Source organism: Streptomyces luteolus (genome assembly GCF_029968015.1).
Classification (GTDB): Bacteria; Actinomycetota; Actinomycetes; order Streptomycetales; family Streptomycetaceae; genus Streptomyces; species Streptomyces luteolus.
The window spans coordinates 36757-56160 of sequence record NZ_JASCIS010000012.1; the positions used below are offsets into that span (position 1 = coordinate 36757).

The window sequence follows — 19404 nt, forward strand, 5'->3', positions numbered from 1 at the left end:
GGCCCGGACCACGAACTCCATACCTGAACCTCAGGAGTAGAAGTGAAGCGCAGCAAGACTCTCCGCGCTGCGGACGCCAAGATCGACCGGGACAAGCTCTACGCCCCGCTCGAGGCCGTCCGTCTCGCCAAGGAGACCTCCGCGACCAAGTTCGACGGCACCGTCGAGGTCGCCTTCCGCCTGGGTGTTGACCCGCGCAAGGCCGACCAGATGGTCCGTGGCACCGTGAACCTCCCGCACGGCACCGGTAAGACCGCCCGGGTCCTGGTCTTCGCGACCGGTGACCGTGCTGCGGCCGCGGAAGCCGCCGGCGCCGACATCGTCGGCTCGGACGAACTGATCGACGAGGTCTCCAAGGGCCGCCTGGACTTCGACGCCGTCGTCGCCACCCCGGACCTCATGGGCAAGGTCGGCCGCCTCGGCCGCGTGCTCGGTCCGCGTGGTCTGATGCCGAACCCGAAGACCGGCACCGTCACCCCCGACGTCGCCAAGGCTGTCAACGACATCAAGGGCGGCAAGATCGAGTTCCGCGTCGACAAGCACGCGAACCTCCACTTCATCATCGGCAAGTCGTCCTTCGACGACACCAAGCTGGTGGAGAACTACGCCGCAGCCCTCGAGGAGGTGCTTCGTCTGAAGCCCTCCGCCGCCAAGGGCCGCTACATCAAGAAGGCCGCGCTCACCACCACGATGGGCCCCGGCATTCCGCTCGACCCGAACCGCACCCGCAACCTCCTCGTCGAGGAGGACCCGGCCGCCGTCTGAGTCGCCTGACTCCCTGGCAGCCGCGTCGCGCACGCGTGTCGCAGACGGGCCCCGCACCTTCCGAGGTGCGGGGCCCGCCCGCGTTGTCGGTGCCACGCGCTACCGTGCAGGCCGAACGGCGAAATCTCTCTAGGGGTGGGACAGATGAACACCAGGACCGTGCGGCGCGCTTGTGTCTCGATCGCGGCAGTCGCTGCCCTGACCGGCGTTGCGGCCTGCGGTGGGGGTTCCGCGGGCAAGAGCGAGAGCAAGGGCGGAGGTGCGGGCGGCGGCTCGTTCAACCCGCTCACGGCGCTGCGTACGGTCGACAGCAAGACCCAGGAAGCCGACTCCGCGAAGGTGGACGGCACGACCACCATGGGCGCCCAGGGCAGCATGGAGATGAAGGGCGGCCTCGACTGGTCGGACGGTGTCACGGGCGTCCTGCGCATCACGTTCACCGACGGCCCGATGGCCGACCAGCTGCAGCAGACCGGCGACACGTCGATCGACTACCGCTACCTGAAGAACGGCTACTACGCGAACATGGGGGACAAGTTCGCGTCCGCCTCGGGCGGCAAGCACTGGATCGAGTACGACTACGAGACGCTCGCCGAGATGGGCGGCGCGTCCGGCCAGGCGCTCAAGAACCAGATGCAGAGCTCCACCCCGAACCAGACGGTGAAGATGCTCCTCGCCTCCGGCGATGTGAAGCGCGTCGGTGAGGAGAAGGTCCGTGGAGTCAACGCCACGCACTACTCCGGCACGGTCGACGTCGCCGACCTGACGGCCAAGAACGCCGACATGGACGAGAAGGACGCCGCCGCGCTGCGCAAGCAGCTCCAGGAGGCCGGCATGACCACCGAGAAGATCGACATCTGGGTCGACGACGGGGACCTGCTGGTGAAGAAGGTCGAAGAGGCCAAGATGAAGAACGGCGAGTTCTCCCAGACGGTCTACTACAGCGACTACGGCGTGGACGTGGCCACCGAGGAGCCCCCGGCCGACGACACCGTCAACGTCAAGGACCTGATGAAGCAGCAGCCGCAGCAGTAGCGCGGCCTTGGAATGACAGTCGCGGCAGGGCCTCAGGAGCCGATTTGCCCGTCGAGGCCCTGCTCGCGTACTCTCCTACAGAAGCCAAAGACCGCTGGTCGTTGCCGCGCGCTCAGTCATGAGGGTGTGGTGGCCGAAGGATCCGCTGACTGCGGACGACCCGCGTAGGTGACTGTGGAAGCGCTCCTGGACGGATTCCGTCTGGTCGAGCTCACGCCCCGTGCACCTATGCCGGGGCGTTTCGTTTTGTGCAGACGCCCCCTTCTACGTGCCTGATTCAGGCGGTCCGGCGTACGCGGCTGATCGAAAGGTCAGTCGAGGATCATCACCCCGGAAGGAGGCCGAGGCACATGGCGACGTCCGACAAGGTCGCAGCCGTCGAAGAGATCACGCAGAAGCTGCGTGACTCCAACGCGGCTGTTGTCACCTCTTACACCGGACTGACCGTGGCGCAGCTCAAGCAGCTCCGCCGTTCTCTCGGCGAGAACGCTCAGTACCGAGTGGTGAAGAACACGCTGACCAAGATCGCGGCCAATGAGGCCGGGATTCAGCTGGACGAGCACCTTCAGGGCTCGACGGCTGTCGCCTTCGTCACCGGTGACCCGGTCGAGGCGGCGAAGGGTCTTCGTGACTTCGCCAAGGACAACCCCTCTCTCGTCATCAAGGGCGGTGTCCTTGACGGCAAGGCGCTGTCCGCCGACGAGATCAAGAAGCTTGCGGACCTCGAGTCCCGCGAGGTTCTGCTCAGCAAGCTGGCCGGTGCCATGAAGGGCAAGCAGTCGCAGGCTGCCTCTGTCTTCCAGGCGCTGCCCTCGAAGTTCGTCCGCACCGCGGAGGCGCTTCGTGCCAAGCAGGCCGAGCAGGGCGGTGCCGAGTAATTCGGCTCGCGTCATGGCCGCTCTCGTCTAGGCACGCCTAGGCAGGTGGCCGCAGCGGGCCCGAACGTACGCCCGCCTCACATGTACATCCGGCACCAGCCGAATTAGTGGAAGGACCGCCATCATGGCGAAGCTCAGCCAGGACGACCTGCTCGCCCAGTTCGAGGAGATGACCCTCATCGAGCTCTCCGAGTTCGTGAAGGCCTTCGAGGAGAAGTTCGACGTCACCGCCGCCGCTGCCGCGCCGGTCGTCGTCGCCGGTGGTGCCGCTGGTGGCGCCGCCGCCGAGGCCGCCGAGGAGCAGGACGAGTTCGACGTCATCCTCACCGGCGCCGGCGACAAGAAGATCCAGGTCATCAAGGTCGTGCGTGAGCTGACCTCCCTGGGCCTGAAGGAGGCCAAGGACCTCGTGGACGGCACCCCGAAGCCGGTCCTCGAGAAGGTCGCCAAGGACGCCGCGGACAAGGCCAAGGAGGCCCTCGAGGGCGCCGGCGCCTCCGTCGAGGTCAAGTGACCTTGCGAGTCGTAGGACTCTTCTGAGCCGAAAGGCTCGCGCGCTGTAACGCGCACACACTGAAGGGCGATCACCCATGTGGGTGGTCGCCCTTCGGCGTTCTCGGGGGTCTCCGTGACGGCTGCCTTGCACTGACGGCATGGCCGAGTATGGTGATCTTCGTTGTGCCTCCGGGGCCCCAGTGGTGACGTTCGCGGCAGCCCGGATGGGCAGGGGGGCCTTGACGAACCGCACGCAGCGCGCAATTCTCAGGACGCGTCGTCACATCGATCCGAATCCGAGGCATGGATCGATGGCGAACAGGGCAGTGTGGATATGCGCCCAGTGGCGAGGGGTCTGCCGCTGGAGCCGACAACAGTAGGACTCTGAGGTGTTCGTGGGTCTCAATAAAAACCCGCTCTGGACATCAGTGGGCCGAGTGGCTACACTGACCCTTTGCGCTGCCTGTTAGCTGCCTCCTGCCCGTCACCAGGGGCATGCCCACACCTGAGCAGAGTCGATTGAACCTCCCTGACCTGGGATTTCTCATTCGTTGCTCGGTATGGGACCGGTACGCGCGTAGTGAGTCCGAGCCCTCGGAAGGACCCCCTCTTGGCCGCCTCGCGCAACGCCTCGACTGCCAATACGAACAACGGCGCCAGCACCGCCCCGCTGCGCATCTCCTTTGCAAAGATCAAGGAGCCCCTCGAGGTTCCGAACCTGCTCGCGCTGCAGACCGAGAGCTTCGACTGGCTGCTCGGCAACACCGCCTGGCAGAGTCGGGTCGAGGCGGCTCTGGAGTCCGGTCAGGACGTCCCCACGAAGTCCGGTCTGGAGGAGATCTTCGAGGAGATCTCCCCGATCGAGGACTTCTCCGGGTCGATGTCGCTGACCTTCCGCGACCACCGCTTCGAGCCTCCGAAGAACTCCATCGACGAGTGCAAGGAGCGCGACTTCACGTACGCCGCGCCGCTCTTCGTCACCGCTGAGTTCACCAACAACGAGACCGGCGAGATCAAGTCCCAGACGGTCTTCATGGGCGACTTCCCGCTCATGACGAACAAGGGCACCTTCTGCATCAACGGCACCGAGCGTGTCGTCGTGTCGCAGCTCGTCCGCTCGCCGGGTGTCTACTTCGACTCCTCCATCGACAAGACGTCCGACAAGGACATCTTCTCGGCCAAGATCATCCCGTCCCGGGGTGCCTGGCTGGAGATGGAGATCGACAAGCGCGACATGGTCGGCGTCCGCGTCGACCGCAAGCGCAAGCAGTCCGTCACCGTCCTCCTGAAGGCGCTCGGCTGGACCACCGAGCAGATCCTCGAGGAGTTCGGCGAGTACGAGTCCATGCGCGCCACCCTGGAGAAGGACCACACCCAGGGCCAGGACGACGCGCTGCTCGACATCTACCGCAAGCTGCGTCCGGGCGAGCCGCCCACGCGTGAGGCCGCGCAGACGCTGCTCGAGAACCTCTACTTCAACCCGAAGCGCTACGACCTCGCGAAGGTCGGCCGCTACAAGGTCAACAAGAAGCTGGGTGCGGACGCTCCGCTCGACGCGGGCGTCCTCACGGTCGAGGACGTCATCGCCACGATCAAGTACCTGGTGAAGCTGCACGCCGGTGAGACCGAGACCGTCGGTGACAACGGCCAGTCCGTGGTCGTCGAGACCGACGACATCGACCACTTCGGCAACCGTCGTCTGCGCAACGTCGGCGAGCTCATCCAGAACCAGGTCCGTACGGGTCTGGCTCGTATGGAGCGCGTCGTCCGTGAGCGCATGACGACTCAGGACGTCGAGGCGATCACGCCGCAGACGCTGATCAACATCCGGCCGGTCGTCGCCTCCATCAAGGAGTTCTTCGGCACCAGCCAGCTGTCGCAGTTCATGGACCAGACGAACCCGCTGTCGGGCCTGACCCACAAGCGTCGTCTGTCCGCGCTCGGCCCCGGTGGTCTGTCCCGTGAGCGGGCCGGCTTCGAGGTCCGAGACGTGCACCCCTCGCACTACGGCCGCATGTGCCCGATCGAGACCCCTGAGGGTCCCAACATCGGTCTGATCGGCTCGCTGGCCTCGTACGGCCGTGTGAACGCGTTCGGCTTCGTCGAGACGCCGTACCGCAAGGTCGTGGAAGGTGTCGTCACCGACGACGTCGACTACCTGACGGCCGACGAAGAGGACCGCTTCGTCATCGCGCAGGCCAACGCCCCGCTCACCGACGACCTGCACTTCGCCGAGGCGCGTGTGCTCGTCCGTCGCCGTGGCGGCGAGATCGACTACATCCCCGGTGACGACGTCGACTACATGGACGTCTCGCCGCGCCAGATGGTGTCCGTCGCGACCGCGATGATCCCCTTCCTGGAGCACGACGACGCCAACCGCGCGCTCATGGGCTCGAACATGATGCGCCAGGCCGTGCCGCTGCTGAAGGCGGAGGCCCCGCTGGTCGGTACGGGCATGGAGTACCGCTGTGCCGTCGACGCCGGTGACGTCATCAAGGCCGAGAAGGACGGTGTCGTCCAGGAGGTCTCCGCCGACTACGTGACGGTGGCCAACGACGACGGCACCTACACCACGTACCGCGTGGCGAAGTTCTCCCGCTCGAACCAGGGCACGTCCTTCAACCAGAAGGTCGTCGTCGACGAGGGCGCGCGCGTCATCGAGGGCCAGGTCCTCGCCGACGGCCCCTCGACCGACGAGGGCGAGATGGCCCTTGGCAAGAACCTGCTCGTGGCGTTCATGCCGTGGGAGGGTCACAACTACGAGGACGCGATCATCCTGTCGCAGCGCCTCGTGCAGGACGACGTCCTCTCCTCGATCCACATCGAGGAGCACGAGGTCGACGCCCGTGACACCAAGCTCGGCCCGGAGGAGATCACCCGGGACATCCCGAACGTCTCCGAGGAGGTCCTCGCCGACCTCGACGAGCGCGGCATCATCCGTATCGGTGCCGAGGTCGTCGCCGGCGACATCCTCGTCGGCAAGGTCACGCCCAAGGGTGAGACCGAGCTGACGCCGGAGGAGCGCCTGCTCCGCGCGATCTTCGGTGAGAAGGCCCGCGAGGTCCGTGACACCTCCCTGAAGGTGCCGCACGGCGAGACCGGCAAGGTCATCGGCGTCCGTGTCTTCGACCGCGAAGAGGGCGACGAGCTGCCCCCGGGCGTGAACCAGCTGGTTCGCGTGTACGTCGCGCAGAAGCGCAAGATCACCGACGGTGACAAGCTCGCCGGCCGTCACGGCAACAAGGGCGTCATCTCGAAGATCCTGCCCGTCGAGGACATGCCGTTCCTCGAGGACGGCACGCCCGTCGACATCATCCTCAACCCGCTGGGTGTCCCGTCCCGAATGAACCCGGGACAGGTCCTCGAGATCCACCTCGGCTGGCTCGCCAGCCGCGGCTGGAAGGTCGAGGGCTCCGAGGAGTGGATGCAGCGACTGCAGCGCATCGGCGCCGACGAGGTCACCCCCGGGTCCAACGTCGCCACGCCGGTCTTCGACGGCGCGCGCGAGGACGAGATCTCGGGTCTGTTCGAGCACACGATCCCGAACCGCGACGGCGAGCGCATGGTGCAGCCGTCCGGCAAGGCCCAGCTGTTCGACGGCCGTTCCGGCGAGCCGTTCCCGGACCCGATCTCGGTCGGGTACATGTACATCCTCAAGCTCCACCACCTGGTCGACGACAAGCTGCACGCCCGGTCGACCGGCCCGTACTCGATGATCACCCAGCAGCCGCTCGGTGGTAAGGCCCAGTTCGGTGGTCAGCGCTTCGGTGAGATGGAGGTGTGGGCGCTCGAGGCTTACGGCGCCGCTTACGCCCTCCAGGAGCTGCTGACGATCAAGTCCGACGACGTCACCGGCCGCGTGAAGGTCTACGAGGCCATCGTCAAGGGCGAGAACATCCCCGAGCCGGGCATCCCGGAGTCCTTCAAGGTCCTCATCAAGGAGATGCAGTCCCTGTGCCTCAACGTGGAGGTGCTGTCCTCGGACGGCATGTCCATCGAGATGCGGGACACCGACGAAGACGTCTTCCGCGCTGCGGAGGAGCTCGGTATCGACCTGTCCCGGCGCGAGCCGAGCAGCGTCGAAGAGGTCTGACGGGTTTGACCGGGGCTCCCCTGTGGAGCCCCGGTCGCCCCGGACCCGTACAGACCATGTTTGACATTCGACCCTGAAAGAGGGATTGACGAAGTGCTCGACGTCAACTTCTTCGACGAGCTGCGGATCGGCCTGGCGACCGCGGACGACATTCGACAGTGGTCTCACGGCGAGGTCAAGAAGCCGGAGACGATCAACTACCGCACCCTCAAGCCCGAAAAGGACGGACTCTTCTGCGAGAAGATCTTCGGTCCGACCCGGGACTGGGAGTGCTACTGCGGCAAGTACAAGCGCGTCCGGTTCAAGGGCATCATCTGTGAGCGCTGCGGCGTCGAGGTCACTCGCGCCAAGGTGCGTCGTGAGCGGATGGGCCACATCGAGCTGGCCGCTCCCGTCACCCACATCTGGTACTTCAAGGGCGTCCCGTCGCGCCTCGGATACCTGCTGGACCTCGCGCCGAAGGACCTTGAGAAGGTCATCTACTTCGCCGCGTACATGATCACGTTCGTGGACGAGGAGCGTCGTACCCGCGACCTGCCGTCCCTGGAGGCGCACGTCTCCGTCGAGCGTCAGCAGATCGAGAACCGTCGCGACTCCGACCTGGAGGCCCGCGCCAAGAAGCTTGAGACCGACCTGGCCGAGCTCGAGGCCGAGGGTGCCAAGGCCGACGTGCGCCGCAAGGTGCGCGAGGGCGCCGAGCGCGAGATGAAGCAGCTGCGCGACCGCGCCCAGCGCGAGATCGACCGTCTCGACGAGGTGTGGAGCCGCTTCAAGAACCTCAAGGTCCAGGACCTCGAGGGCGACGAGCTGCTCTACCGCGAGCTGCGTGACCGCTTCGGCACGTACTTCGACGGCTCCATGGGTGCCGCCGCGCTGCAGAAGCGCCTGGAGTCCTTCGACCTCGACGAGGAGGCCGAGCGCCTCCGCGAGATCATCCGTACCGGCAAGGGCCAGAAGAAGACCCGTGCGCTCAAGCGCCTCAAGGTCGTCTCCGCGTTCCTGCAGACCAGCAACAGCCCCAAGGGCATGGTGCTCGACTGCGTGCCGGTCATCCCGCCGGACCTGCGTCCGATGGTGCAGCTGGACGGTGGCCGCTTCGCGACCTCCGACCTGAACGACCTGTACCGCCGCGTGATCAACCGCAACAACCGCCTGAAGCGCCTTCTCGACCTCGGTGCGCCCGAGATCATCGTGAACAACGAGAAGCGCATGCTCCAGGAGGCCGTGGACGCGCTCTTCGACAACGGCCGTCGTGGTCGCCCGGTCACGGGCCCCGGCAACCGTCCGCTGAAGTCGCTGTCCGACATGCTCAAGGGCAAGCAGGGCCGCTTCCGTCAGAACCTGCTCGGTAAGCGTGTGGACTACTCCGCGCGTTCCGTGATCGTCGTCGGTCCGCAGCTGAAGCTGCACCAGTGCGGTCTGCCGAAGGCCATGGCGCTTGAGCTCTTCAAGCCGTTCGTGATGAAGCGCCTGGTCGACCTGAACCACGCGCAGAACATCAAGAGCGCCAAGCGCATGGTGGAGCGCGGCCGCACGGTCGTGTACGACGTCCTCGAAGAGGTCATCGCCGAGCACCCGGTTCTCCTGAACCGTGCTCCCACCCTGCACCGCCTCGGCATCCAGGCCTTCGAGCCGCAGCTGGTCGAGGGCAAGGCCATTCAGATCCACCCGCTCGTCTGCACCGCGTTCAACGCGGACTTCGACGGTGACCAGATGGCCGTGCACCTGCCGCTGTCCGCGGAGGCGCAGGCCGAGGCCCGCATCCTGATGCTGTCCTCGAACAACATCCTCAAGCCGGCCGACGGCCGTCCGGTCACCATGCCGACCCAGGACATGGTGCTCGGCCTGTTCTTCCTCACGACCGACGAGGAAGAGCGCAAGGTCATCGGTGAGGGCCGTTCCTTCGGCTCCACGGCCGAGGCGATCATGGCGTTCGACGCCCGTGAGCTCTCCCTGCAGGCCAAGGTCGACATCCGCTTCCCGGTGGGCACCATCCCGCCGCGCGGCTGGACTCCGCCGGCGCAGGAGGAAGGGGACGACGGCGTCGGGGCAGGTGAGTGGCAGCAGGGTGACTCGTTCCGTCTGCGTACGACCCTGGGCCGCGCGCTCTTCAACGAGCTGCTGCCCGAGGACTACCCGTTCGTCGACTACTCGGTGGGCAAGAAGCAGCTCTCCGAGATCGTCAACGACCTGGCGGAGCGCTACCCCAAGGTCATCGTGGCGGCGACGCTCGACAACCTGAAGGCGGCCGGCTTCTACTGGGCGACCCGTTCCGGCGTCACCGTGGCCGTCTCCGACATCGTGGTCCCCGAGGCCAAGAAGGAGATCGTCGCGGGCTACGAGGCTCAGGACGAGAAGGTCCAGAAGCAGTACGAGCGCGGCCTCATCACCAAGGACGAGCGCACCAACGAGCTCATCACCATCTGGACCCGCGCGACCAACGAGGTCGCCGAGGCGATGAACGCGAACTTCCCGAAGACCAACCCCATCTACATGATGGTGAACTCGGGTGCTCGCGGAAACATGATGCAGATGCGTCAGATCGCCGGTATGCGTGGTCTGGTGTCCAACGCCAAGAACGAGACGATTCCGCGTCCCATCAAGGCGTCGTTCCGTGAGGGCCTGTCCGTACTCGAGTACTTCATCTCGACGCACGGTGCCCGTAAGGGTCTGGCGGACACCGCCCTGCGTACCGCCGACTCCGGTTACCTGACCCGTCGTCTGGTGGACGTCTCGCAGGACGTCATCATCCGCGAGGAGGACTGCGGCACCGACCGCGGTCTGAAGCTGCGGATCGCCGAGCGCGGCGCCGACGGTGTGCTGCGGAAGGCCGAGGACGTCGAGACCTCGGTGTACGCCCGCATGCTCGCCGAGGACGTCGTCATCGACGGCAAGGTCATCGCGCCGGCCAACGTCGACCTCGGTGACGTGCTCATCGACGCCCTGGTCGCCCACGGCGTGGAGGAGGTCAAGACCCGCTCGGTCCTGACCTGTGAGTCCGCGGTCGGCACGTGTGCGTACTGCTACGGCCGTTCGCTCGCCACCGGCAAGCTGGTCGACATCGGTGAGGCGGTCGGCATCATCGCCGCCCAGTCCATCGGTGAGCCCGGCACGCAGCTCACGATGCGTACCTTCCACACCGGTGGTGTGGCCGGTGACGACATCACCCAGGGTCTGCCCCGTGTCGTCGAGCTCTTCGAGGCTCGTACGCCGAAGGGTGTCGCCCCGATCTCCGAGGCCGCGGGCCGTGTCCGCATCGAGGAGACCGAGAAGACCAAGAAGATCATCGTCACCCCGGACGACGGCAGCGACGAGACGGCGTTCCCGATCTCGAAGCGCGCCCGTGTCCAGGTGGCCGAGGGCGACCACGTCGAGGTGGGCCAGAAGCTCACCGTGGGTGCCACCAACCCGCACGACGTGCTGCGGATCCTCGGTCAGCGTGCGGTCCAGGTCCACCTGGTCGGCGAGGTCCAGAAGGTCTACAACTCGCAGGGTGTGTCGATCCACGACAAGCACATCGAGATCATCATCCGGCAGATGCTGCGCCGCGTGACGATCATCGAGTCCGGCGACGCCGAGCTGCTGCCCGGCGAGCTGGTCGAGCGCTCGAAGTTCGAGCACGAGAACCGTCGTGTGGTCCAGGAGGGCGGTCACCCGGCCTCCGGTCGTCCGCAGCTCATGGGTATCACCAAGGCCTCGCTGGCCACGGAGTCCTGGCTGTCGGCGGCGTCCTTCCAGGAGACGACGCGAGTCCTCACGGACGCGGCGATCAACGCCAAGTCCGACTCGCTCATCGGCCTCAAGGAGAACGTCATCATCGGTAAGCTCATCCCGGCCGGTACGGGCCTGTCCCGCTACCGCAACATCCGGGTCGAGCCGACCGAGGAGGCCAAGGCCGCGATGTACTCGGCCGTCGGCTACGACGACATCGACTACTCGCCGTTCGGCACGGGCTCCGGCCAGGCCGTTCCGCTGGAGGACTACGACTACGGTCCGTACAACCAGTAAGCGAGCAGCTTGAGTTGAAGGGCGGTCACCCTTGCGGGGGTGGCCGCCTTTCGGCGTGTGCGGGGGAGTGGCCGCCGGCGGCCTGAGCTGCTGCGGAGGGGCGTTCTCAGGAGGGCCTGCGCGGTTGTCGCGGGGGTCTGTTCAGGTAAGCCGTGGCAAGGGACATGTCCGGCGTGTCGCGCGCGATCGCATTTGTTTTGACCCAGCTCCGTGAGGTAGGTACGCTCAGACCTTGTGCCTGGGGTGTGCCCTGGCTCCCGTGCGTGTCTTCTGCCGCAGGGGATGTCGCTCACGGCCACCGCAATCCGTGCCCCTCTCGTCTTACGGCTGGAGTCTGCGGGATTCGACACACCCGACCGCGTGGGTCGGCAAAGTTCCAGGTTAGCTTTACTCATACGGCACACAGAAACCGGAGAAGTAGTGCCTACGATCCAGCAGCTGGTCCGTAAGGGCCGGCAGGACAAGGTCGAAAAGACGAAGACGCCGGCTCTTGAGGCTTCGCCTCAGCGTCGTGGCGTCTGCACGCGTGTGTTCACCACCACCCCCAAGAAGCCGAACTCGGCGCTGCGGAAGGTCGCGCGTGTGCGTCTGACCTCGGGCATCGAGGTCACGGCCTACATCCCGGGTGAGGGGCACAACCTGCAGGAGCACTCCATCGTGCTCGTGCGTGGCGGTCGTGTGAAGGACCTGCCGGGTGTTCGTTACAAGATCATCCGTGGTGCGCTCGACACCCAGGCGGTCAAGAACCGCAAGCAGGCCCGCAGCCGCTACGGCGCCAAGAAGGAGAAGTAAGAATGCCTCGTAAGGGCCCCGCCCCGAAGCGCCCGGTCATCATCGACCCGGTCTACGGTTCTCCTCTGGTGACGTCGCTCATCAACAAGGTGCTGCTGAACGGCAAGCGCTCCACCGCCGAGCGCATCGTGTACGGCGCCATGGAGGGCCTGCGCGAGAAGACCGGCAACGACCCGATCATCACCCTGAAGCGTGCGCTTGAGAACATCAAGCCCACCCTCGAGGTCAAGTCCCGCCGTGTCGGTGGCGCGACCTACCAGGTGCCGATCGAGGTCAAGCCCGGCCGCGCCAACACCCTCGCGCTCCGCTGGCTCGTCGGCTACTCGCGCGCTCGCCGCGAGAAGACGATGACCGAGCGTCTGATGAACGAGCTGCTCGACGCCTCCAACGGCCTCGGCGCAGCCGTGAAGAAGCGCGAGGACACGCACAAGATGGCCGAGTCCAACAAGGCCTTCGCGCACTACCGCTGGTAGTCGCAACCCACATCGAGACCGAGAGAAGACTGAAGCCTTATGGCTACCACTTCGCTTGACCTGGCCAAGGTGCGCAACATCGGCATCATGGCCCACATCGACGCGGGCAAGACGACCACCACCGAGCGGATCCTGTTCTACACCGGCGTCTCTTACAAGATCGGTGAGGTCCACGACGGCGCTGCCACGATGGACTGGATGGAGCAGGAGCAGGAGCGTGGTATCACCATCACCTCCGCTGCCACCACCTGTCACTGGCCGCTCGAGAACGTCGACCACACGATCAACATCATCGACACCCCGGGGCACGTCGACTTCACCGTCGAGGTGGAGCGCTCCCTGCGTGTGCTCGATGGCGCTGTGACCGTGTTCGACGGCGTGGCCGGCGTCGAGCCCCAGTCCGAGACTGTCTGGCGTCAGGCGGACCGCTACGGCGTTCCGCGTATCTGCTTCGTCAACAAGCTCGACCGCACGGGTGCCGAGTTCCACCGCTGCGTCGACATGATCGTCGACCGCCTGGGTGCGACCCCGATCGTCATGCAGCTGCCCATCGGTGCGGAGGCTGACTTCAAGGGCGTCGTCGACCTGGTGACGATGAAGGCGTACGTCTGGTCGGCCGAGGCCGCCAAGGGCGAGGCCTACGACACCATCGACATCCCGGCGACGCACACCGAGGCCGCCGACGAGTGGCGCGGCAAGCTGCTCGAGACGGTCGCCGAGAACGACGAAGAGATGATGGAGCTGTACCTGGAGGGCACCGAGCCCACCGTGGAGCAGCTGTACGCGGCGATCCGCCGCATCACCATCGCCTCCGGCAAGGGCGGCGACACGACCGTCACCCCCGTGTTCTGCGGCACCGCGTTCAAGAACAAGGGCGTTCAGCCCCTGCTCGACGCGGTCGTGCGCTACCTGCCGTCCCCGCTGGACGTCGAGGCCGTCGAGGGCCAGGACGTCAAGGACGCGGAGAAGGTCATCGCGCGCAAGCCGTCCGACTCCGAGCCGCTGTCGGCCCTCGCGTTCAAGATCGCGAGCGACCCGCACCTCGGCAAGCTCACCTTCATCCGGGTCTACTCGGGTCGCCTGGAGGCCGGCACCGCGGTGCTGAACTCCGTCAAGGGCAAGAAGGAGCGCATCGGCAAGATCTACCGCATGCACGCGAACAAGCGTGAGGAGATCGCGTCGGTGGGCGCCGGTGACATCGTCGCCGTCATGGGCCTGAAGCAGACCACCACCGGTGAGACGCTGTGCGACGACAAGAACCCGGTCATCCTGGAGTCCATGGACTTCCCGGCGCCGGTGATCCAGGTCGCCATCGAGCCCAAGTCCAAGGGTGACCAGGAGAAGCTGGGTGTCGCCATCCAGCGTCTCGCGGAGGAGGACCCCTCCTTCCAGGTGCACTCGGACGAGGAGACCGGCCAGACCATCATCGGTGGTATGGGCGAGCTCCACCTCGACGTCCTGGTCGACCGCATGAAGCGGGAGTTCAAGGTCGAGGCCAACGTCGGCAAGCCGCAGGTCGCGTACCGCGAGACGATCCGGAAGGCCGTCGAGCGCGTGGACTTCACGCACAAGAAGCAGACCGGTGGTACCGGTCAGTTCGCGAAGGTCCAGATCGCGGTCGAGCCCATCGAGGGCGGCGACTCGTCGTACGAGTTCGTCAACAAGGTCACCGGTGGCCGCATCCCCAAGGAGTACATCCCCTCGGTGGACGCGGGTGCGCAGGAGGCCATGCAGTTCGGCATCCTGGCGGGCTACGAGATGACGGGCGTCCGCGTCACGCTCATCGACGGTGCCTACCACGAGGTCGACTCCTCCGAGCTGGCGTTCAAGATCGCCGGTTCGCAGGCCTTCAAGGAGGCCGCGCGCAAGGCCAGCCCTGTGCTGCTCGAGCCGATGATGGCCGTCGAGGTCACCACGCCCGAGGACTACATGGGTGAGGTCATCGGCGACATCAACTCCCGCCGTGGCAACATCCAGGCCATGGAGGACCGCGCCGGCGCCCGCGTCGTGAAGGGCCTCGTGCCGCTTTCGGAGATGTTCGGCTACGTCGGAGACCTCCGCAGCAAGACCTCGGGTCGCGCAAGCTACTCGATGCAGTTCGACTCCTACGCCGAGGTTCCCCGGAACGTCGCCGAGGAGATCATCGCGAAGGCCAAGGGCGAGTAACTCACCCGAGTTCACGCTTTAGGCTTGTCACCGGAGCCTGCTGGGGCATTCCGTCCGATTCCGTGACGGAGTGCCCCGGGCCCCGGCATCCCAGCAAAGATCACCTGGCGCCGATGAGTAAGGCGTACCAGAACCACTCCACAGGAGGACCCAGTGGCGAAGGCGAAGTTCGAGCGGACTAAGCCGCACGTCAACATCGGCACCATCGGTCACATTGACCACGGTAAGACGACCCTCACGGCCGCCATTACCAAGGTGCTGCACGACGCGTACCCGGACCTGAACGAGGCCTCGGCCTTCGACCAGATCGACAAGGCTCCTGAGGAGCGCCAGCGCGGTATCACCATCTCCATCGCGCACGTCGAGTACCAGACCGAGGCGCGTCACTACGCCCACGTCGACTGCCCGGGTCACGCGGACTACATCAAGAACATGATCACGGGTGCCGCGCAGATGGACGGCGCCATCCTCGTGGTCGCCGCCACCGACGGCCCGATGCCGCAGACCAAGGAGCACGTGCTCCTGGCCCGCCAGGTCGGCGTTCCGTACATCGTCGTCGCCCTGAACAAGGCCGACATGGTGGACGACGAGGAGATCCTGGAGCTCGTCGAGCTCGAGGTCCGTGAGCTCCTCTCCGAGTACGAGTTCCCGGGCGACGACGTTCCGGTCGTCAAGGTCTCGGCTCTGAAGGCCCTCGAGGGCGACAAGGAGTGGGGCAACTCCGTCCTCGAGCTCATGAACGCCGTCGACACCGCGATTCCGGAGCCGGAGCGCGACGTCGACAAGCCGTTCCTCATGCCGATCGAGGACGTCTTCACGATCACCGGTCGCGGTACGGTCGTCACCGGCCGTATCGAGCGTGGTGTCCTGAAGGTCAACGAGACCGTCGACATCATCGGCATCAAGACCGAGAAGACCACCACCACGGTCACCGGCATCGAGATGTTCCGCAAGCTGCTCGACGAGGGCCAGGCCGGTGAGAACGTCGGTCTGCTCCTCCGTGGCATCAAGCGCGAGGACGTCGAGCGCGGCCAGGTCATCATCAAGCCGGGCTCGGTCACCCCGCACACGGAGTTCGAGGCTCAGGCGTACATCCTGTCCAAGGACGAGGGTGGCCGTCACACGCCGTTCTTCAACAACTACCGTCCCCAGTTCTACTTCCGTACGACTGACGTGACCGGTGTTGTGGAGCTCCCCGAGGGCACCGAGATGGTCATGCCCGGCGACAACACTGAGATGACGGTCAACCTCATCCAGCCCGTCGCCATGGAGGAGGGCCTGAAGTTCGCCATCCGTGAGGGTGGCCGGACCGTGGGCGCCGGCCAGGTCACCAAGATCATCAAGTAATTGATGCTCTGACCTGGTAGCTCCTTGGAGCTACAGCTCAAGTCGAAGCCCCCGTGCGCTTGTTGCGTACGGGGGCTTCGGCCGTTCTTCAACTGTTCGGCGGGGCGCCGGGTTTGACAAGTCCTCTTCGAGGGGTACGCTTCCGGGCCCCGATTGGCGCCCGGTGCGACCCATATGGCACACTGTCCAGGTTGCTCGGTTGAGTGCCGATGCTGCGCGCCTCCCGCCGGGAGGACCGGAAGCGAGTCCCACAGTACTCGTCGCCCCAACTGCCGTGAGGCAGCGCTGGAGCGGACGTACGGGAATCTTTCGGGAAGCGCAGCGCGGGGCTCCACCAGGCGCCTGGTGGGTTTCTTCCCCCAGCTCGTGCGGCCCTGGGCCGCGGTTCCTGTAGCAGGGAAATCCGTACGGATATTCCTGACAGCGGGACCGCGACACGCCCGACCGCGTGGGTCGGAGGAAGTGTGAAACAGGGCCCCCGGGAGCCAGGGCGTTTCGAGACAAAGGACTACTAAGTAGCCATGGCGGGACAGAAGATCCGCATCCGGCTCAAGGCCTACGACCACGAGGTCATCGACTCCTCGGCGAAGAAGATCGTCGAGACGGTGACGCGTACTGGTGCGTCGGTCGCGGGCCCGGTGCCGCTGCCTACCGAGAAGAACGTGTACTGCGTCATCAAGTCGCCGCACAAGTACAAGGACTCGCGCGAGCACTTCGAGATGCGCACGCACAAGCGCCTGATCGACATCCTCGACCCGACGCCGAAGACCGTTGACTCCCTGATGCGACTCGACCTCCCGGCCGGTGTCGACATCGAGATCAAGCTCTGAGGGCCGGTGATCTGAGAGATGGCTAAGCAGATCAAGGGCATCCTGGGCGAGAAGCTCGGCATGACTCAGGTGTGGGACGACAACAACCGCGTTGTCCCCGTCACCGTCGTCAAGGCCGGCCCGAACGTCGTGACCCAGGTCCGTACGAATGACACCGACGGCTACGAGTCGGTCCAGATCGCCTTCGGCGAGATCGACCCTCGCAAGGTGAACAAGCCCCTCAAGGGCCACTTCGCCAAGGCCGACGTGACCCCGCGCCGCCACCTGGTGGAGCTCCGTACCTCCGACGCCAGCGAGTACACGCTCGGCCAGGAGATCACTGCCGAGGTCTTCGAGTCCGGCGTCAAGGTCGACGTCACGGGCAAGACCAAGGGCAAGGGCTTCGCCGGTGTCATGAAGCGTCACAACTTCAAGGGCGGCAAGTCGTCCCACGGTGCCCACCGTGTGCACCGTATGCCCGGTTCCATCGGTGGCTGCGCCACCCCCGGTCGTGTCTTCAAGGGCATGCGGATGGCCGGTCGCATGGGCAACGAGCGGGTCACCACCCAGAACCTGACCGTCCACGCCGTTGACGCGGAGAAGGGTCTGCTGCTCATCAAGGGCGCGGTTCCTGGTCCGAACGGCGGCCTCGTCCTGGTCCGTACCGCGGCCAAGGGGGCCTGAGGTAACCGATGAGCACCATTGACATCCTTTCGCCGGTTGGTGACAAGGCCGGGTCCGTCGAGCTCCCCGCGGAGATCTTCGACGCCAAGGTCAGCGTTCCGCTGATCCACCAGGTTGTTGTCGCGCAGCTGGCCGCTGCCCGCCAGGGCACGCACAAGACCAAGACTCGCGGCGAGGTCCGCGGCGGTGGCCGTAAGCCCTACCGCCAGAAGGGCACCGGCCGCGCGCGCCAGGGTTCGACCCGTGCGCCGCAGTTCGCCGGCGGTGGCGTGGTCCACGGCCCCGTGCCGCGTGACTACTCGCAGCGCACCCCGAAGAAGATGAAGGCCGCCGCCCTGCGCGGTGCCCTCACCGACCGGGCCCGTCACGACCGCATCCACGTCGTGTCCGACGTGGTCGAGGGCGACATCTCCACCAAGGGCGCCAAGACCCTCCTGGGCAAGATCTCGGAGCGCAAGAACGTGCTCCTGGTCGTCACCCGCGAGGACGAGAAGGCCCTGCTGTCCGCCCGTAACCTGCCCCAGGTGCACATCCTGGAGCCGGGCCAGCTGAACACGTACGACGTGCTCGTCTCGGACGACGTGGTCTTCACCAAGGCCGCCTTCGACTCCTTCGTCGCTGGCCCCAAGGCCGCTGAGACCGAAGGGAGCGAGGCCTGATGAGCGAGGCCGTCGTCACCAGCAAGACCTTCACGGACCCGCGCGACGTTCTCGTCAAGCCGGTCGTGTCGGAGAAGAGCTACGCCCTCCTCGACGAGAACAAGTACACGTTCATCGTCGACCCGCGTGCCAACAAGACCCAGATCAAGCAGGCCGTCGAGGCGGTCTTCTCGGTCAAGGTCACCGGGGTCAACACGATCAACCGGCAGGGCAAGCGCAAGCGCACCCGCACCGGTTTCGGCAAGCGCGCCAACACCAAGCGCGCCATCGTGACCCTCGCCGAGGGCGACCGTATCGACATCTTCGGCCAGGCCTCCTAACGGAGTGCCCTGGTCCGATATCGGACGAGGACTGAGAAATGGGAATCCGCAAGTACAAGCCGACGACGCCGGGCCGCCGTGGCTCCTCCGTCGCCGACTTCGTCGAGGTCACGCGGTCCACGCCGGAGAAGTCGCTGGTCCGCCCCCTGCACAGCAAGGGCGGCCGTAACAATTCCGGTCGTGTGACCGTCCGCCACCAGGGCGGTGGCCACAAGCGCGCCTACCGAGTGATCGACTTCCGTCGTCACGACAAGGACGGCGTGCCGGCGAAGGTCGCGCACATCGAGTACGACCCCAACCGCACCGCGCGCATCGCGCTGCTGCACTACGCAGACGGCGAGAAGCGCTACATCATCGCTCCGCGTGGCCTGAACCAGGGCGACCGGATCGAGAACGGCCCCGGCGCCGACATCAAGCCCGGTAACAACCTGGCGCTCCGCAACATCCCGGTCGGTACCACGATCCACGCGATCGAGCTCCGTCCCGGTGGTGGCGCGAAGTTCGCCCGCTCCGCGGGTGCCTCCGTGCAGCTGCTCGCGAAGGAGGGCTCGATGGCCCACCTCCGCATGCCGTCCGGAGAGATCCGTCTGGTCGACGTCCGCTGCCGCGCCACCATCGGCGAGGTCGGCAACGCCGAGCAGTCGAACATCAACTGGGGTAAGGCCGGCCGCAAGCGCTGGCTGGGCGTCCGTCCCACCGTTCGCGGTGTCGTGATGAACCCGGTTGACCACCCGCACGGTGGTGGTGAGGGCAAGACCTCCGGTGGTCGCCACCCGGTCTCGCCCTGGGGCAAGAAGGAAGGCCGTACTCGTTCGCCCAAGAAGGCGTCGAACAAGTACATCGTCCGCCGCCGCAAGACGAACAAGAAGCGCTAAGGACG

The 19404-nt window shown here is 65.9% G+C and carries 15 protein-coding genes; all 15 read left to right on the plus strand.

The window, feature by feature from the left end; translation table 11 throughout:
* The first annotated feature begins 42 nt into the window (after window positions 1–42).
* The 15 genes from rplA (at window position 43) to rplB (ending at window position 19399) form a co-directional block, all read left to right on the plus strand.
* Window positions 43–765 carry a 50S ribosomal protein L1 gene (gene rplA, locus QIT00_RS13955; protein WP_282535557.1) on the plus strand — a complete coding sequence of 241 codons (723 nt, stop codon included), beginning with the start codon at window positions 43–45 and terminating at the stop codon, window positions 763–765.
* Window positions 766–909: 144 nt separating this feature from the next.
* Window positions 910–1800, plus strand: coding sequence for a hypothetical protein (locus tag QIT00_RS13960; protein WP_282535558.1), 891 nt, complete (start codon window positions 910–912; stop codon window positions 1798–1800).
* 350 nt (window positions 1801–2150) lie between these two features.
* A complete protein-coding gene (rplJ, locus tag QIT00_RS13965) occupies window positions 2151–2678 on the plus strand; it encodes a 50S ribosomal protein L10 (RefSeq protein WP_282535559.1) in 528 nt (175 codons plus the stop codon).
* A 124-nt stretch (window positions 2679–2802) separates the two neighbouring features.
* Complete coding sequence (gene rplL, locus QIT00_RS13970) at window positions 2803–3192, plus strand: 50S ribosomal protein L7/L12 (protein WP_282535560.1); 390 nt, start codon at window positions 2803–2805, stop codon at window positions 3190–3192.
* Between the two features lie 591 nt (window positions 3193–3783).
* Window positions 3784–7266 carry a DNA-directed RNA polymerase subunit beta gene (gene rpoB, locus QIT00_RS13975; protein ID WP_282535561.1) on the plus strand — a complete coding sequence of 1161 codons (3483 nt, stop codon included), beginning with the start codon at window positions 3784–3786 and terminating at the stop codon, window positions 7264–7266.
* Window positions 7267–7359: 93 nt separating this feature from the next.
* Window positions 7360–11274, plus strand: a complete 3915-nt coding sequence (locus QIT00_RS13980) for a DNA-directed RNA polymerase subunit beta' (protein ID WP_282535562.1) — start codon at window positions 7360–7362, stop codon at window positions 11272–11274.
* A 420-nt stretch (window positions 11275–11694) separates the two neighbouring features.
* A complete protein-coding gene (rpsL, locus tag QIT00_RS13985) occupies window positions 11695–12066 on the plus strand; it encodes a 30S ribosomal protein S12 (protein WP_007265893.1) in 372 nt (123 codons plus the stop codon).
* Window positions 12067–12068: 2 nt separating this feature from the next.
* Window positions 12069–12539: a 30S ribosomal protein S7 gene (gene rpsG / locus QIT00_RS13990; protein WP_003948651.1), complete on the plus strand. Its 471-nt coding sequence runs from the start codon at window positions 12069–12071 to the stop codon at window positions 12537–12539.
* Window positions 12540–12578: 39 nt separating this feature from the next.
* Window positions 12579–14705, plus strand: coding sequence for an elongation factor G (fusA, locus tag QIT00_RS13995; protein WP_282535563.1), 2127 nt, complete (start codon window positions 12579–12581; stop codon window positions 14703–14705).
* 153 nt (window positions 14706–14858) lie between these two features.
* Complete coding sequence (gene tuf, locus QIT00_RS14000; RefSeq protein WP_282535564.1) at window positions 14859–16052, plus strand: elongation factor Tu; 1194 nt, start codon at window positions 14859–14861, stop codon at window positions 16050–16052.
* 521 nt (window positions 16053–16573) lie between these two features.
* Window positions 16574–16882: a 30S ribosomal protein S10 gene (gene rpsJ, locus QIT00_RS14005; RefSeq protein WP_003948644.1), complete on the plus strand. Its 309-nt coding sequence runs from the start codon at window positions 16574–16576 to the stop codon at window positions 16880–16882.
* 18 nt (window positions 16883–16900) lie between these two features.
* A complete protein-coding gene (rplC, locus tag QIT00_RS14010; RefSeq protein ID WP_282535565.1) occupies window positions 16901–17545 on the plus strand; it encodes a 50S ribosomal protein L3 in 645 nt (214 codons plus the stop codon).
* An 8-nt stretch (window positions 17546–17553) separates the two neighbouring features.
* Window positions 17554–18204, plus strand: a complete 651-nt coding sequence (gene rplD, locus QIT00_RS14015; RefSeq protein WP_282535566.1) for a 50S ribosomal protein L4 — start codon at window positions 17554–17556, stop codon at window positions 18202–18204.
* Window positions 18204–18524, plus strand: a complete 321-nt coding sequence (rplW, locus tag QIT00_RS14020) for a 50S ribosomal protein L23 (protein WP_282535567.1) — start codon at window positions 18204–18206, stop codon at window positions 18522–18524. The genes rplD and rplW overlap by 1 nt, the downstream gene beginning before the upstream one ends.
* Before the next feature lie 38 nt (window positions 18525–18562).
* The gene (gene rplB / locus QIT00_RS14025) at window positions 18563–19399 is read left to right on the plus strand and encodes a 50S ribosomal protein L2 (protein WP_161692948.1); all 837 of its coding nucleotides are present in this window, start codon (window positions 18563–18565) and stop codon (window positions 19397–19399) included.
* The last annotated feature ends 5 nt before the right edge of the window (window positions 19400–19404 follow it).

What these genes read in the sequence shown, in the direction of transcription:
- rplJ (WP_282535559.1), top strand. Translation starts at nt 2,151, where the DNA reads ATGGCGACGTCCGACAAGGTCGCAGCCGTCGAAGAGATCACGCAGAAG.
- rplC (WP_282535565.1), top strand. Translation starts at nt 16,901, where the DNA reads ATGGCTAAGCAGATCAAGGGCATCCTGGGCGAGAAGCTCGGCATGACT.
- QIT00_RS13960 (WP_282535558.1), top strand. Translation starts at nt 910, where the DNA reads ATGAACACCAGGACCGTGCGGCGCGCTTGTGTCTCGATCGCGGCAGTC.
- fusA (WP_282535563.1), top strand. Translation starts at nt 12,579, where the DNA reads ATGGCTACCACTTCGCTTGACCTGGCCAAGGTGCGCAACATCGGCATC.
- rplD (WP_282535566.1), top strand. Translation starts at nt 17,554, where the DNA reads ATGAGCACCATTGACATCCTTTCGCCGGTTGGTGACAAGGCCGGGTCC.
- rplL (WP_282535560.1), top strand. Translation starts at nt 2,803, where the DNA reads ATGGCGAAGCTCAGCCAGGACGACCTGCTCGCCCAGTTCGAGGAGATG.
- rplW (WP_282535567.1), top strand. Translation starts at nt 18,204, where the DNA reads ATGAGCGAGGCCGTCGTCACCAGCAAGACCTTCACGGACCCGCGCGAC.
- rpsG (WP_003948651.1), top strand. Translation starts at nt 12,069, where the DNA reads ATGCCTCGTAAGGGCCCCGCCCCGAAGCGCCCGGTCATCATCGACCCG.
- rpsJ (WP_003948644.1), top strand. Translation starts at nt 16,574, where the DNA reads ATGGCGGGACAGAAGATCCGCATCCGGCTCAAGGCCTACGACCACGAG.
- rplB (WP_161692948.1), top strand. Translation starts at nt 18,563, where the DNA reads ATGGGAATCCGCAAGTACAAGCCGACGACGCCGGGCCGCCGTGGCTCC.